This window comes from Fodinibius sp. GM108 (assembly GCF_058386985.1).
The window spans coordinates 539,989-556,212 of record NZ_JBYEIR010000002.1; the positions used below are offsets into that span (position 1 = coordinate 539,989).

Below are 16,224 nucleotides of genomic sequence, written 5' to 3' on the forward strand. Positions count from 1 at the left end.
GAGGGGCTAAGATATTTGACTATAGAAAGTTTAATATTTGTTGTTTTACTATTTCAATATTTTCTAAATCTTTATTTTCAAACCGCAAAACATTTAAGTCTTTTTCTTTTAGAACCAGATCTCTTTGCTGATCGTAATATTGTTGATGGTGATGAACTTTGCCGTCAAATTCAACAACTAATTTCTTTTCGGCACAATAGAAATCAGCGATAAAAAAATTGATCTTATATTGTCTTTATTCATAGATAATTGGATGCTGTCTTAAGAATTTAAACCCACCGAGTTTTCTTTTTCGGAGAACTCTCCACAGCTTCTTTTCTGCATCAGTTGGATTCCTCCTTAGTTTCCTGGCTAACTCTTTAATTGATTTATGTTTCTTCATAATAGGCTCCTCCCTCCCTGAAGCTTTAGGGAGGGAAGAGGTGGGTTTTTATTATCGTCTTTTTTATAGCTATCCGAGGCCATAAAAGTACATAGTAAGATGATCATTCGAAAAGAGTTTCCGGAAGTATGTATTTTTCCTGGTTCTGCAGCTCCGGAATGCGACTCGGACGCTGCTCGGATAAATCAAACCATACACCATGAGCCTCCGCCACTGAAACTAATTTCTTATCATCCTTTTGGTAAATAGCCTGGAAACTGGTGATACTTGTATTCCCCAGTTTTTTGATGCCGGATCCAATTAATAATTTGGCGGGATATTCAACCGGGTTAATAAAGGCAATTTCAATATTAGCCAGTACAAAGCTGAATCCATTTTTTAGCTCCTCGGCAAGCTTACCGGCATCCTGTATAAAAGTTATTCGCGCTTCTTCGTAATAGGTGCTAAAAATAGCATTATTTACATGATTTAAGGGATCCAGATCCCGAAAGCGGATGGGAATAGTGGTCCAGTGTGGAAAAGTATCTTTATTGTAGTCAGGCCGGATCATTTCAGTTGCATAGATTTGATAATTTTTCATCAAGTAAATCAAATATATGAAATATTCATAGGAAGCATTACTGGATAGAATATAGTTGGAGATTCCACGAAGATCTTTATTTTTGAGGTCCAATATTACTAATACATATAATTCCTTTCTAACTATTACTAATAAAAAAATATCATCTACCTATGGTTTCAAAAAACTTCAGTAGTTTCTTTGCGTCTTTTTTATTGATGGTAGCCTTATTATTTGCATGTGAAGGCCCACAAGGTCCGGAGGGTCCAGCTGGGCCTCAAGGTCCTCAAGGCGAACAGGGGCCGCAGGGTGAAGAGGGGAACGCGAATGTAACCTCTGATACTCTTACATTGACTGATTCGGACTGGGAGAATGGAAGATTTTACTTCCAAACTGATGAGAATAGTTCAATGAGTCGCAGTGCAAGAGTAGCCACGTTAGATGTTCCTGACCTTACTGAGGAAATATATAAGACGGGGATGGTTCTTGTTTATTTTAAAACTATTGATGGCTTTGGAGGGGCTCCTGAAAAATGGACGCAATTACCCTATGAGGTTTTAGCGTTTGGCAGTGAATTTTACTATAACTTTCGATATGACTACGATGTAGAAGAAATAAGATTATTTTACTTTTATACCGCCAATTGTCCAAATTGCTCATTGCCAGATGTTTCTGATGCCACCATCCCTGATTACACTTTTAAATGGATAGTCGCAACTGCAGATGCAGCTGAAAAGATGAAGGAAAGTGATGTCAATAAATTAGATCATGATGAAGTCATGAGTTATCTCGAAAAAGAGTTTGACAAGGGAGAAGATTATAGAATTAATCGAAATTGATTGCCATAAAAAAAAAGAAAGCCGGTACTAAAAAAGTACCGGCTTTTCTTTGATAGTCGATATCCAGATGGACACGTTGTAACTACTTTTGGTGGGTTATCGGATAAACATAGGTGAAACGATAAATTTTGTAGTCGTTTCATTCACACTTGATGATCCTCTAAACACTAGAATAGGGCTGTTAGTGCTCTCTGTACATTAAGGAAATGAACAAAGTGAGAACTTGTTGGTGCTTAACATAGAATCTAATGGTATGAAAGAAATGTATTTTAGCTGATCTTCGTTGAATTCGTATATTCAGAACTTAATTTAGAATAAAATTTTGTGTTGCTTTTATGTTTGATTCATCCGAAAAAGAATTTTTAGAAGAATTATTGATAACACCGAGTCCTACGGGATTCGAATCGGCCGGACAAAAAGTGTGGACTGGCTATGTTGATGACTTTGCCGATGAAGTAGAATCCGATGCCTATGGCTCGGCCAGCGCCAAATTGAATACAAGTTTCGATGTGATGACGGTGATGCTGGAGGCACACTGCGATGAGATCGGAATGATTGTGCAACATATTACCGAGGATGGATTTGTTTACGTAAACAAGCTGGGTGGTAGTGATTCGACAATTGCGCGTGCCAAGCGTGTAAATATTCATACCAGTGAGGGAATTGTTTCCGGCGTTACCGGTAATACGGCAATTCACTTGCAGGATAAAAAGAACGGGGGCGGAGAACAGCCAAAGTGGAAAGATATTTATATTGATATCGGGGCTAAGAACAAAGAAGAAGCCCTTGAACTGGTACAGGTGGGTGATCCTATAACCTATGCCGATGATTTTGATTTTCTTACTGATAATATTTTGTCGGGACGTGCTCTGGATAATCGCATAGGCGGATTTATCATCGCCCAGGTGCTCAAGAATCTGAATAATCGCCGCGATGAGCTGAATGTAAATGTTGTAGCGCTAAATTCAGTGCAGGAAGAAGTGGGGGGTTATGGTGCTCGAATGATGAGCTATCGTATTGATCCCGATGCGGCATTGGTAACTGATGTAACTCATGCTACCGACACACCCGGTATCGACCATAAAGAGCATGGATTGGTGAAATTGGGCAAAGGTCCTGTAGTACAACACGGCGGCGCAAATCATCCCAAAATTGTGGAATTTATTGAAGAGGTTGGTAAAGGAAAAGAGATCGACGTCCAGCATGAAGCAACTAGCGTGCGGACAGGTACTGATACTGACAGTATCTTTCATCAGAAAGCAGGTATTCCAAGTGCGCTTATTTCACTTCCACTGCGATATATGCATTCCCCCGTCGAAACAGCTTCGATGAATGATGTGGAAACCCTTATCGAGCTTATGACCGAATCCGTACTTGCATTACAACCAGATCAGGCATTTCACGTTTTAAAGTAACTTATTACGCGTCGGATGGCTGAAGTTGCCACACGCTGGTTTCCATTTTGTTTTGTAGATTGCTGTGGAACCTTTAGAAATATCAGATGAGAAGGATTGGGAGGATAAACGCTCTCACAATCTATCCATCCGATCGCAAACCCAGCGACCGGATGGAGCGGCATTATCTGAAATTTCATCACTGCTTTATCCCAACTAGTTCCGGCGGAATCGGGAGCGTGAAGATCTCTTTCACTTTGAATCCAGATCAATATTTGTTGAACAGAAAAAATGCATAGATTTCTCCACTCCATCCGCCGGTTGCCGGATTTCGGTCGAAAAGACGTCGGGGTGGATTGAATTCTCCTCGTTCCGAAGCTCCTGCTTCGGAACGGCCCCTGAAAGAAGATCCGCTTTCAAAGATATATTACATTCTCAAGCAAGAGCCCCAACTTCATTGAAACTACGAAGGACAGGCTTGGGAATGAGATAAAAAATACGACGTCATCCCGGACTTGATCCGGGATCTCGTATAGCAAGAATCACTGATTAATTTTGTAGTGTTAGCAACGATCTCTGCCGTGCGAGATCCTGGAGAGATCCTGAATCAAGTTCAGAACAGGGTTCAGGATGACAAAAACGGAGAGTAGGTTCTGATTTTTCCAGCGCTATCCCTCGACGTCGTCCTAAACTAATCTTGTTAGAATCGAAGGCACGTAGCTCAGACTCATTTCGCATGAGCGTAGCGAAATGAGAAATCCATGTAAACTCATTCCCAGATAGGAGTTTAGAAATGTGGTAAAAGATCAAAAAACGAAATGTAACTCCAAGCGCGCTGCTTGAAGAAGTATAGAAATTAATATATCGAAGCAGTCGCTTCGAAGTACGACTTCCATGTGGGAGGCCGCAAGTCACCACAAAAGCTAAAAGTGGATCATGCTGTTACTGTAAAAATAGAAGTTAAATTAGGACGAGAGTTTGGATCGGAATATGAGCTAAAAAATAAAGCCTGCCGGGGGTAAACGGCAGGCTTTATGTCTTGATAGGTGTTTGGCTCTCTTGACGTAGGTTTCCAGGGATTAAATCAATTATCCTGCGAAGAGGTCAAAACGTTGTCTATAATGTGGACCACACCATTGGTGCCTTCCAGATCAACAGTGGTTACAGAGGCAGAGTCGTTGACAGTTATTGTATCACCATCAACCTCAATGATGACTTCCTCACCGTTCATTGTTTCAAGAGTCTGGGATGCCCCGAGATCATCGGCCCGCAACGTTTGCGGGATAACATGATATTCAAGCAGGTTTTGCAATTCTTCATTTTCGGGTGGAATAATATTTTCAAAGGCACTATTTGTGGGAGCAAAGACAGTGTATCCATTCTCTGTATCTTCAGTCAGCGTTGACTGTAAACCTGTTTCTTCAAGGGCAGAACCTATTGTAGTCAGGTCATAACGTTTGCCAATTATGCGTGCCACATCAAGGTATGAATCAGGAAAAAGTACAACATTGGTGGCATGCAGAATGCCGTTCGTAGCCTGAATATTTCCGGCTACCAATATTCCATTATTAATGAAAATATTTTGGGTGCCCAGCGAAATGAAAAGATCTTCGCCTGTGAGACTTGGTATTTGTTGATTAGGATTAAGCTGATTGGTAAACAGGGCAGTATCAGCTATATGATATGAAAAAACTTCCTCGAGTTGTTCTGTAGAAAGCGTATCGAGAATACTCTGGTAAAAGTCGGAGAAAGCCTCGTTTGTGGGAGCAAATACCGAATAACTGCCAGACTCAGACAGCAATGATTCGAGATTCAGGCTATCGGCATATTCCGAAAAAGTATTCAGTTCATCATAGACATTAGCTTCTTCAATGAGATCTACCTCAGAGTCCGCCTGTGATGTATTCTCATCGTTAAGACAAGACGTTAAAGTTAAAAGCGCAACAAGTGCTGATACAAGAATTCCACCAGGGGTTTGGAGCAGTTTTGATAAATACATGGTATCTAGATTTAAGGCTTAGAATATAATACCCGGAAAACAGCGGGAATGACTAGTGGCTAGAAAGAAAATTTTATGCTGACCGATGGGCTGAAGCCGGGCATCTGGCGTTCCCTCATTTCATATGATATTTCCTCATCATTGTCGGTAGCTGTGGGATAAAGCCACCAATTCACTACGTTGGAGTGATCTAATAAATTGAAAACATCCATTCGCATCTGAAGGGTTCCTTTTTTTAGCTTAAAGTTATAGCTGACTCCGGCATTCAGCTGATGATAAGCCGGAAGCCGATCGCGTGATGGATCATTAAAATTGTAGTTACTGCTATTATCAGCACCATCTATTGCCAGGTAATCATAATACGCTTTTCGAAATCCCCAGCTTCGATTCCAGATGCTTTTCCATTGCAGAAGCACCATGAAATCAGAAAAAGCCTGCCATTCAGCTCGGAAATTAAACTGATGGGGGTGGTTCCACGGCACTGTTTCATATTCGCCGTCAAAGCGATACCCAATCCGCCGCTGGACGCGGCTGAACTGATATTTCCCGGTAAGCTGCATTTGAAGGGCAGGTAACACTCTATGAATAGAAAGTCCACTGCCGTAGGCATACTGCTGAGAATCAGTTATAAATTGTGCTTGTTGCGCCAGATTCTGAGGACCAATCAGGCTGAAGTCAAACAGTTTGCGGTAATCCAGCGACAGTGTTGTAGGCATCCACTTATAATAGGATTCAACTTCTGCCGTCCAGAGCTCATTCGGTTCCCAGAGTAAGTTGCCGGACAGATGATAGGCCTTGGGTACATCCGTCGAAAAATCTGCCGGTACCCAAAATCGCATTGAAGGCACAAGGGCAGAGGGGGCGATATTACTCACATCAAACTGATTGATGAATTGACGATAAATGCCGCCCGAAAGTTTTGCAGATAAATACCCAAGGGGGGTTTCCGGTTCATCATGCTGAATCGATAGTCGAGGCTCTGCAAAAACAAGGTCTCGGCTGGGAATAAATGTAAATCGACTGCCCGTCGAAAGGCTCGTCTGGTTTGAAAAGAAAAAGTTATTCTGCACAAAATTGGATAACAGAAAGCTTGTTGATTCCGAATGGGCAGTATTCACGTACAGATCGGAGAGATGAAATTGATAATCCAGGTGGGTCAGTTTGAGTCCCGATTTTATTTGATAATTATTGTTTACGCTGTAACTGATATTTGCTTCCACACCCGATTCTGTCACTCCATTTTGATCGCCGGTACTCATATTTTGCATAGCTTCCGATCTTAGCTGATCCGAAACTGACCCGGCAAAATTTAACGTCGTATTCAAATTATCACCCATGGCATATTGATGCCTTAATGTATGACGGGTCATATATGCTGATGTGCTGGCATCCAGCCGGGGATTAACGAGCCACTCATGCTCTACTTTGCCCATCCAGTTGGTCCAGTTGTATCGATCGATGGCAGACATGTAGTTGGGAGCATCAAAAGACAGCTCTACATTTTGGGAAAAAAGATCTGTTTGTAAAAAATTCTTGCCGCGATATGCCGAAATCTTTGTGGTTTGAAAATCACTGTGTTCAATAGAAGCAGCCAGATGAAGATCAGAATAGTGGATATCAGAACTATGATTTTCCTGCAGAAAATTCATATTCGTTGAGCTTATATCGAGGAGGTTGTTCGTCAGCAGTGGATCCACCTGATCCCATTCCCTAAATGTTTTTGCAAGTTCGGGTTTTTCGTACCAGCGCCAGATATTACCACGGCCGGCCAGCATCAGGTTGATATCTGGCCCGTCCTCATTATCGAGGTGATAATCAAAACGAGCATTGACGCTCAAAGGATCGGCCTGCACGAGCAATGACTGATCTTGCTGATTACTCAAATCGTGTTTTAGGTCGACTACTCCTGAAAGCTGGCTGCCAACCGACGTGCTGTAACCTGCTTTGTGAATATTGATGGGCCCCAGGGCATAGGGATTGAAGGCTCCGATTAGCCGACCCATACTAACAGGATTGTAAACAGGCACGCCGTCCAGACGCAGCTGATGTTGTCCCGTATTACCACCCTGGATATGATAATCGGCCAGCGCCAGATTAAAATTGATGCCCATAACAGTATTCATACTTTTTACCGCATCAATTGTGCCCAGCATTGTTTCCTGGGGATTTTCGACCTTGCCGGTAAAAGAGCTAGCTGCCGGCAATAGTTTTTGAGTGTCACTTACTATAATTGGCTCCACCCAAACGGGTTTAGTCTCCAGCGATATATATTGTTGCACTGGGTTTTCAGCTGGCACCCAGACGGTATCTTTGACCGGGCGATATCCTACATAGGTAACCGTGATCTCATAATGTCCGGGCTCAAGCTTGGGAATATTAAAGTATCCCGACCTATTTGTGGAAGTTCCGCCTGAGGCATCAGCAAGCATTACATGAGCGCCGCTCAAAGGCTGACCTGTTGTTTTATCGACTACTTTACCCGTCATACTGCCCCACGAAATTTTCTGGCGCGTATCTCTAACAAGCACATAGGTCCCCGATGAAAGCTGGATAAAGTCGAGATCAGTTTCTTCCAGGATAAGCCGCAGAATTTCTTCGGCATTTTTATCCTTTGCCCGCACAAAGACCGGTTCATCAGTCATCAACTGCGGATCATATATAAGATCAATATCCGTTTTTTGGACCAATCGCTGCAACGTAAAATCGAGTGATTCGCCTCGAGCTATAAATGTATAGTTATAATTGTCAGCGTCGGATGCATCCTGTGCCAACAATGCGGCTGGAAGTAGCAGGAAAAAACCCAGGAATAGCGATAGTATGTTTCGATTGATTGCGCTCATGCCGTTGTCATTTGTTCCTCAAGATCAGAAACTTCCTGTTTTGCTCTTTATAGATCAATCCCTGGGCCCGGCAAATATCTTTTATAGCCGACTCAGCATTTTCGATTCCGGAAAGATAAATCGTAATCTTATCATTCATTATATCCGGATGTCCGTTGATATCAACATCAAATCGTCGTTCAAGCTCTGCAAAAATGGATGAAAGTGGCTGATTTTCAAATGCCATGCTATTATGCTGCCAGGCCAGCGCCTTTTTTTGATCGGCCGTGATCGGATCGACAGGTCTGGGCTGCTCATTGGAAACCCAGCTTTGTTGGCCGGCTTCTAACATGATCGAATCATGGTCTGCTAGCAGTGAACTGAAATTTACGGCGCCTTCTACCAGAAAAACAGAAGTACGGTTTTCGATTTCGGAGGGCCAATATCGCACGTTGAACTTGGTTCCTACAACACGGATTGCAGCGTTATCTGTAGTAACGGTAAACGTACTGCCATCTGACCGGACATCGAAAAATGCTTCGCCTTGCAACGATACTTCCCGATTCCATATCCCGAAAAGACGAGAATAGGTAATTTCTGAACCGCTGTTCAACTTGATTGTACTTTCATCGGGCAGCGTTACTGTTTGTGTCTCTCCATATGGGACACTTATTCTGACAGGCATCAAGATATAAGTCAGTCCGACAGCAATCAGCAAAACAGCCGCTGCCGCTGCATACTTGAAATATGTAAATCTACTTTGACCACTATCAACCTGACTGTTGGGTTGTATTTTCTTTTGGACTTTTTTCAATGCTTCATCCACTTTTCGATCAGAAATGTGCAGAGATTCTGTGGGATCGGCTTTGGAAGCACGTTCCCAGACCTGCTCCATTTCTTTACGAGCTTCTTTATCCGGGTTTTCACCGGATTGTTTTAAAATCGATAACAGCTTGTTGTTATCACTCATGGCATTATCCATTATGGTTACTCTTAAACGACTTCCATTCTTTTCGCAGCGTTTTAAGTGCAGCTACGATATGATTGTTAACTGTTCGTGGCGAAATATCCATAACCTTAGCAATTTCGTCGTGATCAAGTCCTTCAAAACGACTAAGCTCCATAGCTTCGCGCTGGCGATCCGGAAGCTCGGCTATTAATTGGGCCATTTTTTTATCATAATTTTTGTTTTCGCCAACTTTTGAAAGTACCTGGCTTTCTACTTTCAGTCGATCTTTACTTGCATTCTCAATTGGAGTATGATCTTCTTTATCTCTCAGATAATTGAGTGCACGATTGCGTACTATTTGATACAAATAAGAACGCAGTGATAGATGAGGATCAATATTTTTCCTCACTTTCCATAGATTTATAAACGATTCCTGAACTACATCATGAGCCTCTGTTTCGGTTCGAACATAGCGCCAGGCAAATTTTATCATCCGGGGATAACATGCGCGAAAAAGATCAGCAAAGGCATCCTCATCAGATGCACGAATCCGCTGAGCCCACTCTCTAAATTGTTGATCAGTAGCTGATCCCATACGCAAATTTATCTCCGGTTCTGTTGGTAGTACACGGAAGCATCGGTAAATGACTAATGAGATTCAAAAATTATTTGGCAGCATTGGTAAATCTATGAAGGCAGAACAACCTTATAAAACAACGCTGATGTTATTGTGCGCAGATAACCACTCCGACGTCATTTCGACCGGTTCCGACTACTGTCGGAAAAGCGGAGAAATCTATCATGGCAAATTTTCCGATAAAGCTTTTTTCAGATTCCTCCGAGCGTCCGCTTGATCTCAGCGGACTTAGTCGGAATGACGCCGAAAGTCGGACGCTCCCCGAAGAAAGACCAACGCTGATGTCACCCTGAGCGTGAGTCGAAGGGTCTCCCGGAAATAGCTCGCAAGTGTGTGAGAGATAACATTCAGAAAAAGTACGTATTCTATGCCGTTCATTGAATGGAAAGGATAGCATTACAGTTTGTACTACAGAATCAGCTACTGCTCAACAGTCAGCCTGGTAGCTAATGCATTATGAATATGAACTGAGAGAAAAAGGATATGGATAAAGAAGAAGAGGCCCCTGATATGCGCAAAGGCGACCAAACTGCCTCGGGAGCTCCCCGATCGGGATGGGCCCTGGGCGATCGTTTTTCGTGGCAAGAAATTCAGCACAGGGTACTCGCTTCGGCCAGTGAAGAAATCACAAGCAGCTTTCGGGAGTTATTCTTTAGCGGAATTACCGCCGGAATCGCCATCATATTAACCCTGATAGGATTTGCAGTAGGGACCACGTCTTTCCCTGATAATATATACCTGGGGTCACTGCTATATCCGTTGGGATTCATGTACATTATTCTCGGACGTTACCAGCTCTTTACCGAAAATACGCTTCCTCCCGTAGCTCTCGTATTGTCGCGATTAGCCAGCCTGCCCAAGTTGCTGCGCGTGTGGGGAATTGTGCTAATTGGCAATGTTATGGGTGCCATTCTCGGAGCATATATATTAGCAAATACCGCCGTCCTTTCTCCCGAAGCAAGAGAGGCCGCAACCGGTTTTGTTAGTCATGGAATAGAACTGGAATGGTGGGATGTGTTCTTCAGGGCACTTTTTGCCGGATGGCTTGTCGCCGGAGTGGTGTGGCTCACGATAGCCGCACGTGATACGATATCCCGAATTGTTATTATCTACATGGTATTTTTCATGATTGCCGCATGCAACTTATTTCATGTTATTACAGCGGCGGCAGAGGTAGCTTTCTTTATGTTTTATCACTGGGAAGTTTTTTCTTTAGCTGTTGTAACCGATTATTGGATTCCGGTGCTGCTGGGCAATACGGTAGGAGGTGTATTTCTCTTTACCAATATGTCATATGTACAAGCCGAATATCAACGTTATCCCGAGATACGCGTTCTCAGTGTTCGCGAGATGCTTTTCAGTATGAAAGGCGGACGTCCATTTGGAACCCCACGTCCCAAACCGCCCACCGAAGAGGAGCTGTGAAATATCCCGTGAAGTGCAGACTGTCTATCCGCGCTGGTACGGAATGTAAATTTTTTCGAGAGTGGGTAGTGTCAAATTGAAGGTCTACTACGCCAAGAATCTGGTGGATTATTAACGTGCTGGTAATCGAACTGGCAGGAGATATCTCTAGCTTTTCAACATCTTTATTTCACTACTGGATGCTGTTTATTATTACAGAAAACCCAAAATGTGTAAAGGAACAAAATGAGAGACTAGTTGCTTTAAAATTAGTTATAGGGATCACTCTCGGAGGCGCGGAAAATAAAAGTTAAAAGAGAGGAGCAACTTTAAAACGGACTATAAATTGAAACTTTTACATCCCTTGGTGGTATCCTGGCTCTATCTATATAAAAAAACGGTATCTATTAGAATCCAACAGTAGCAGAATTAACAGGTAAGTAATAAAATGAAAACGGAAAATATGCACTCTGCCGAGAAACCCATTCAGTTATCCTGGAGAAGCTGGAAGCAAATAGGCAAGCGCATAAATAGTGAACTTACTATAGATCATATTGCAATAGTGGCGGCGGGTGTAGCCTTTTATTTTTTCCTGGCGCTTTTTCCCATATTAATAGCAGCTATATCTACTTTTGGATTGGTTATGGATCCAGTACAGATTCAACAGCAAATAAGCGAAGTAGCTCATATCCTGCCCCAGCAATCTGCTGATATGATCTCGGATATCCTTGAAGATATTACGGGAAAAACGGAAGAAACGCTGGGATGGAGTTTAATTGCAAGTGTTCTTTTTAGTCTTTGGAGTGCCCAGCAAGGGACAAAGGCAGTATTTGAAGGTATAAATGTTGCTTATGATGAAGTTGATGAGCGGGGATTTTTCAAATATAATGGATTAACACTGCTCTTCACCATCGGCGGAATAGTGATAGGTATAATTTGTACCGCGCTGGTTGTAGTTTTCCCTGCAATTATTGGAGGTTTTAATCTGCCTGCTTATGGAGTGGAAACTGTCATCCAATGGTTGCGATGGCCTTTGTTGGCACTAATCATAATGGGGGTTCTGGCTCTTACATATAAAATAGCTCCCGACCGCCGCAATCCTGAATTCAGCTGGGTCAGCTGGGGAGCCGTTATAGCTACTATTTTATGGCTGGTGGGCTCAATTCTGTTCTCAATATATATCAGTAACTTTGGGAATTATGATAAGATGTACGGAAGTTTTGCCGCAGTGATCATACTCATGCTGTGGTTCTATATTACGGCTTACGTTATATTACTGGGCGCTGAAATCAATTCTGAAATGGAGCATCAGACCCGCAAGGATACAACCATCGGCAAAGACAGACCCATGGGCGACAGGAATGCTTATCATGCCGACAATGTCGCAGATAATTCCTGATTTTTTAGGTCATCGTCTGCAGGGGTTAGATTTGGAAATCAGTTTCGGACAGTTTCAGCAGATCGGTTTCAATCTGTTTCCAATCCTTCTCTGTTCCAGCCGCCGTATTCTGCTGCAGCTTCATACGTCGATTGAAGAAAAACCAAGCAGCGCTTTATCTGGATTTGATGCCTTTTTCACTGACTGGTATGGCAGAATATACTCTCCCAGCTCTTTATTGTAGTAGGCATCTTTCGGCTCAATTTCGGAGTCGCGGTAACCTTCCGGCTCGGGGTAGACATAGGAATAGAAAGCCTCTTCTCCCAGTCCGGTACCCGGCCAAAATCCCACACTAGACATTTCGCGGAAGTAACTTTCTTCCATCACCCAGTCGGGACAGTTGGGTACATGGCCCGAGAACTTGGGAGCGGTCCGGCCGGAAAAGCGCGTCGCTGCCAAATCGAAAGAGCCCCAGAAAAAATGAACCGGGCTTGCTTTGCTTTTAAAATCAGATCTGAACTGCGTAAAAACCCGGTGGATATCGGTCAGCGACCGCCAGAAACGGAAAACAGATTTGCTGTCATAAGCTCTCGGTCCGGTATCCTCAGGAAAAGATATAATGGGATCGGGCATTTCAGAGGGCATAGGATAAATTTTCGTTTCCAGATCCATCTGCTTGAGAGCATCGAAGATATCATTGTAAAAATCGGCAACGGACATTGATTGCAGATCAATTTTGATCTCCTGACCGATTATTTTTTGTATCTCCAGTTGGTGCTCCACAAAGTTGAATTCGATTTCAAATGCACCGGAAGGATGCGGGATCAGGGAAGTAGTCAATCCGCGGGATGATACATACAGCGTTACGTGCCAGCTGTGATTCGTCCAGGGCATATGCGTCATGCGGATTTTCCCAACAATCTGCGACCAAAGATGAATCGAGTTGAGCGTATCCACCCAATCAGATACCGCCGACAGTTCCGGCCAATTGCTAATTTCGAAAAATTTTCTATTCATAGCGCTGAACTAAAGTTGTTTATGGGCACCTGTGACTTATTCCAATACATCATAGAAAGAGAGGTGTTAAGATTTAGGTAATTTTCCAGCTTTTGTTCCGGTTTTGGCTTAAATACTCTAGCTTTTTACTGAGCCTAAATGCTGCATTTTAACTATAGACATCCTCGTATCTCACTTTTATAGGATCAGATGCAAGCCTGTAACAGCTTATTTGTGTAGAGCGATTTGTCAAATCGCTCATTGATCATAGATCTCCCCTCCAGGGGAGTACCGCCGGAGGCGGGGAGGGGTGTTATTGATAATGATACCCTTTATGCCCAGCCTTAAAAAACTGGGCTAATTAAAATTACCCGAAGCTGTCTGAAGACAGCTGTTTGCTATTGAAAGAAGTTGTAGGTTGGAGCACTTCTCCATTTAGTGGGATTTCAGTCTATTAGATAGTTAACTCGCAAGTATTAAATATGCATCTCCATAAATTACTTTTAGAAGATGTAAATCATCTATAGCAACCAACGATCAGTTTGCTTTATATAGTTGATTTTTTTCGTATATAAGAATTCTTTAATCATCTACTTTAAACGAACCAAGAGATATTCGGAGTACACACCCTAGGAGTAATTAGAAAATAGGTTTTGGCAAGTAGCTGATAACTCTACAGCCCTAAAGCTGGCATGCTTTTGTTCGGGAGTGCAACTCCCTCACAACTTGGGGGTGGGTCCGAACAAGAAGGATATTATTGGAAATCTGCTGGGAGAACGCTGTTCATATTTGTCAATCATTTTCTTGTTATTCGAGACTCCGCATCCGCCTGTAGTCGGACCAGTCGGGGGCGGAGTGACATCGCATAAAGAATCTAAACCACCGACGGGTCACGTGATGCTGTTGTTTCTCCATACGATTCAACCTCATAATCAGTGGAAAGAATCCATGGTTCATAATCTTTCTTTTCTGTTCGTTCCACCACAGATTCATGAATAACTGGTTTATCAGATCTGTCTTTAGGCCAATAACGTTCTTTCTGACTATAAATTAATTTTTCCCACCATTTACTCCGGGAATCGTGCATTACCGCGTCTGCTTTTGGAGTTATATCCAAATTTTCCTCATCATAGATTCGGAGTCCGTGGTTTATTGCTTTTTGACACATCCAGAGCAGGGGAATATCCGAAAGATCACACTCCTCATATCCACCTCCTACATCCGTATGCATGCCGGGAAACCACACTTGTTGCAATGTCTGGTATTCTTCAATATCTGAATTCCACAATTTTGGATGAAAGGTTTTTCTCTCATCGTCGATGGCCAAAGCGTGATAAGCATGTTCAACACTTTTGCTAAGCTTATAGTTATGAAAATTATGTCGGAAGAATGGAATCTTATCCAAAATGGCACTTATTTTTTCAAATGGAAGCCCTAAAGCAGATACCGTATCAAAACATCCCAAAAACTTGATGCGCGTCCACATGGTGTGGTGTTTATCGATAAAAGCCTCTGCTTTGGCTTTTCTCTTTTCGTCATTGTCGATCTTATAAATTCTATAAGCCTCATCAATTAAATCTTCCCGCGATTTAGGCAAAATGCCAAAATAATGGATGAAGCTTGACAGGCTGCGGACAGTTGCTGCGCCCCTGCTAAATCCCATTAGGTAAATACTGTCACCTGCCTGGAAATTTTCAAACAAAAATCGGTAACAATCTTTAATATTTTCGGAGATTCCATAGCCGGAGATCTGTTTGATTAGTTCTATGCCGCTGGTACCGATTCCGGGATCATAAAAAATAATCTGGTTATCGGTGCGATTTTCAATGGTATTAAAAATCTTATAGATGTTGGTATTATACCCCTCGCCACCCTTCTGGCCCGTTCCATCCGATAAAATGACAATGTTTTTAGCCATAACGATCTTCTTTCATTTTAATTAATTCCAAGTCAAACAACCGTATCCAAAAGGGTAAGGATAGTCCCCGAAAAGTCTTCGATACGATTATTGATTTTATTTACCTTTTGATTTCGATCATCAGCTGATTTAACAATATTCATTAACTCCGAAAACTTCTTTTGGTCCTTTGTATCAGGAAAAAGTTCTTCAATTTCCTCTTGGTCCATCTGAATTTTCTTTAAAATCTTATCCCCAACCTTACTATCCGCTTCCTTACTGGCTTCTTCAGAAATTTTATCCCAATCAGGTGTTTTGCTCATAATTTTGCGGTTTAATTGATATTGGCTTCTTTGATTTCCTCCATAATTTCCTCTGATTGCTTTTCCACCCTCTCAATATGATGGTCAATTTCTTCAGACTTTACGCCAAACAATTCCAAATACTGCTCACGATTCTCGTTTACTTCAGCAGCTCCGGATAAGAAACTGGTCAGCGTATTGTTTGCCGAAAGTATCTGGTTATATTCTCTTCGCAGGCTGTCTTTGACCTGTGATTCCATCTCATTGAGCGGTGCTAAATATTCATTCTGTTTTGCACGGATCTCCTTAAGCATAGTCGGATTTGTCTCTACAAAAAATTGCACGCGTTCATCTTCATCGCCATCGGCAAGAGAATCCCAATAACTTTTTGTTTCGGGATGTGAGAAAAAGCTTTCAGCGTAGGCGGGGATCCATTCTTCTTCAAAGGTCTGTTTTACCTCCTCTTTTTTCAGATTAAAATATTGCTCGACCAAATTGAGGTGGGCTTCTTTCATAGCGGATATGCGCTGTCCGACTTCGTGAGAGAGTTCGGGAGATTCTTTGGGGATTGAGGCGCATCCAATCAATAGTGAGAGGCCTGACAAAGCAATGATGAATTTATTTATACCCATAACATATAGCCTTTGTTTTAAACTAGGATAATAGATG

At 42.4% G+C, this 16,224-nt stretch carries 14 protein-coding genes and 1 pseudogene; 5 read left to right on the forward strand and 10 right to left on the reverse strand.

Annotated features, from left to right (window positions below; all coding sequences use genetic code 11):
* Positions 1 to 19: 19 nt before the first annotated feature.
* Both ACT3ID_RS05615 and ACT3ID_RS05620 read right to left on the reverse strand, forming a co-directional pair.
* A pseudogene (locus tag ACT3ID_RS05615) lies at positions 20 to 382 on the reverse strand (endonuclease domain-containing protein).
* Positions 383 to 485: 103 nt separating this feature from the next.
* Positions 486 to 962, reverse strand: coding sequence for an acyl-CoA thioesterase (locus ACT3ID_RS05620; protein WP_491541015.1), 477 nt, complete (start codon positions 960 to 962; stop codon positions 486 to 488).
* 152 nt (positions 963 to 1,114) lie between these two features.
* Here ACT3ID_RS05620 and ACT3ID_RS05625 point away from each other — a divergent pair, with 152 nt between their 5' ends.
* On the forward strand, positions 1,115 to 1,780 hold the full coding sequence (locus tag ACT3ID_RS05625) for a collagen-like triple helix repeat-containing protein (protein ID WP_491541016.1): 666 nt from the start codon (positions 1,115 to 1,117) through the stop codon (positions 1,778 to 1,780).
* Between the two features lie 335 nt (positions 1,781 to 2,115).
* A complete protein-coding gene (locus tag ACT3ID_RS05630) occupies positions 2,116 to 3,195 on the forward strand; it encodes a M42 family metallopeptidase (protein ID WP_491541017.1) in 1,080 nt (359 codons plus the stop codon).
* Between the two features lie 1,063 nt (positions 3,196 to 4,258).
* On the opposite strand, the gene ACT3ID_RS05635 is transcribed toward ACT3ID_RS05630, so the two are convergent.
* From ACT3ID_RS05635 to ACT3ID_RS05650, 4 genes are read right to left on the reverse strand one after another with little or no spacing between them, the layout of a single operon-like run.
* A complete protein-coding gene (locus ACT3ID_RS05635; RefSeq protein ID WP_491541018.1) occupies positions 4,259 to 5,173 on the reverse strand; it encodes a fasciclin domain-containing protein in 915 nt (304 codons plus the stop codon).
* 59 nt (positions 5,174 to 5,232) lie between these two features.
* Positions 5,233 to 8,013, reverse strand: a complete 2,781-nt coding sequence (locus ACT3ID_RS05640) for a carboxypeptidase regulatory-like domain-containing protein (protein ID WP_491541019.1) — start codon at positions 8,011 to 8,013, stop codon at positions 5,233 to 5,235.
* A gap of 7 nt (positions 8,014 to 8,020) precedes the next feature.
* Entirely contained in the window at positions 8,021 to 8,962 is a 942-nt protein-coding gene (locus ACT3ID_RS05645; protein ID WP_491541020.1) for a FecR family protein, read from the reverse strand.
* Positions 8,963 to 8,966: 4 nt separating this feature from the next.
* Positions 8,967 to 9,536 carry an RNA polymerase sigma factor gene (locus ACT3ID_RS05650; protein WP_491541021.1) on the reverse strand — a complete coding sequence of 190 codons (570 nt, stop codon included), beginning with the start codon at positions 9,534 to 9,536 and terminating at the stop codon, positions 8,967 to 8,969.
* Positions 9,537 to 9,742: 206 nt separating this feature from the next.
* On the opposite strand from ACT3ID_RS05650, the gene ACT3ID_RS05655 reads away from it, so the two are divergent.
* The 3 genes from ACT3ID_RS05655 (at position 9,743) to ACT3ID_RS05665 (ending at position 12,381) form a co-directional block, all read left to right on the forward strand.
* The gene (locus ACT3ID_RS05655) at positions 9,743 to 9,871 is read left to right on the forward strand and encodes a hypothetical protein (protein ID WP_491541022.1); all 129 of its coding nucleotides are present in this window, start codon (positions 9,743 to 9,745) and stop codon (positions 9,869 to 9,871) included.
* 190 nt (positions 9,872 to 10,061) lie between these two features.
* On the forward strand, positions 10,062 to 11,003 hold the full coding sequence (locus tag ACT3ID_RS05660; protein ID WP_491541023.1) for a formate/nitrite transporter family protein: 942 nt from the start codon (positions 10,062 to 10,064) through the stop codon (positions 11,001 to 11,003).
* Positions 11,004 to 11,430: 427 nt separating this feature from the next.
* Positions 11,431 to 12,381, forward strand: coding sequence for a YihY/virulence factor BrkB family protein (locus tag ACT3ID_RS05665; RefSeq protein WP_491541024.1), 951 nt, complete (start codon positions 11,431 to 11,433; stop codon positions 12,379 to 12,381).
* Positions 12,382 to 12,501: 120 nt separating this feature from the next.
* On the opposite strand, the gene ACT3ID_RS05670 is transcribed toward ACT3ID_RS05665, so the two are convergent.
* From ACT3ID_RS05670 to ACT3ID_RS05685, 4 genes are all read right to left on the reverse strand, one after another.
* A complete protein-coding gene (locus tag ACT3ID_RS05670; RefSeq protein ID WP_491541025.1) occupies positions 12,502 to 13,377 on the reverse strand; it encodes a DUF5996 family protein in 876 nt (291 codons plus the stop codon).
* Positions 13,378 to 14,230: 853 nt separating this feature from the next.
* Entirely contained in the window at positions 14,231 to 15,274 is a 1,044-nt protein-coding gene (locus tag ACT3ID_RS05675; protein ID WP_491541026.1) for a T6SS phospholipase effector Tle1-like catalytic domain-containing protein, read from the reverse strand.
* Between the two features lie 32 nt (positions 15,275 to 15,306).
* Positions 15,307 to 15,576: a hypothetical protein gene (locus ACT3ID_RS05680; protein WP_491541027.1), complete on the reverse strand. Its 270-nt coding sequence runs from the start codon at positions 15,574 to 15,576 to the stop codon at positions 15,307 to 15,309.
* Positions 15,577 to 15,587: 11 nt separating this feature from the next.
* On the reverse strand, positions 15,588 to 16,187 hold the full coding sequence (locus ACT3ID_RS05685) for a hypothetical protein (RefSeq protein ID WP_491541028.1): 600 nt from the start codon (positions 16,185 to 16,187) through the stop codon (positions 15,588 to 15,590).
* Positions 16,188 to 16,224 lie beyond the last annotated feature (37 nt).

Excerpts from the sequence above, each read along its gene's own strand:
- ACT3ID_RS05635 (WP_491541018.1), bottom strand. The coding sequence starts at position 5,173 with ATGTATTTATCAAAACTGCTCCAAACCCCTGGTGGAATTCTTGTATCA.
- ACT3ID_RS05625 (WP_491541016.1), top strand. The coding sequence starts at position 1,115 with ATGGTTTCAAAAAACTTCAGTAGTTTCTTTGCGTCTTTTTTATTGATG.
- ACT3ID_RS05645 (WP_491541020.1), bottom strand. The coding sequence starts at position 8,962 with ATGAGTGATAACAACAAGCTGTTATCGATTTTAAAACAATCCGGTGAA.
- ACT3ID_RS05655 (WP_491541022.1), top strand. The coding sequence starts at position 9,743 with ATGGCAAATTTTCCGATAAAGCTTTTTTCAGATTCCTCCGAGCGTCCG.
- ACT3ID_RS05680 (WP_491541027.1), bottom strand. The coding sequence starts at position 15,576 with ATGAGCAAAACACCTGATTGGGATAAAATTTCTGAAGAAGCCAGTAAG.
- ACT3ID_RS05675 (WP_491541026.1), bottom strand. The coding sequence starts at position 15,274 with ATGGCTAAAAACATTGTCATTTTATCGGATGGAACGGGCCAGAAGGGT.
- ACT3ID_RS05620 (WP_491541015.1), bottom strand. The coding sequence starts at position 962 with ATGAAAAATTATCAAATCTATGCAACTGAAATGATCCGGCCTGACTAC.
- ACT3ID_RS05650 (WP_491541021.1), bottom strand. The coding sequence starts at position 9,536 with ATGGGATCAGCTACTGATCAACAATTTAGAGAGTGGGCTCAGCGGATT.
- ACT3ID_RS05685 (WP_491541028.1), bottom strand. The coding sequence starts at position 16,187 with ATGGGTATAAATAAATTCATCATTGCTTTGTCAGGCCTCTCACTATTG.
- ACT3ID_RS05660 (WP_491541023.1), top strand. The coding sequence starts at position 10,062 with ATGGATAAAGAAGAAGAGGCCCCTGATATGCGCAAAGGCGACCAAACT.
- ACT3ID_RS05670 (WP_491541025.1), bottom strand. The coding sequence starts at position 13,377 with ATGAATAGAAAATTTTTCGAAATTAGCAATTGGCCGGAACTGTCGGCG.
- ACT3ID_RS05665 (WP_491541024.1), top strand. The coding sequence starts at position 11,431 with ATGAAAACGGAAAATATGCACTCTGCCGAGAAACCCATTCAGTTATCC.
- ACT3ID_RS05640 (WP_491541019.1), bottom strand. The coding sequence starts at position 8,013 with ATGAGCGCAATCAATCGAAACATACTATCGCTATTCCTGGGTTTTTTC.
- ACT3ID_RS05630 (WP_491541017.1), top strand. The coding sequence starts at position 2,116 with ATGTTTGATTCATCCGAAAAAGAATTTTTAGAAGAATTATTGATAACA.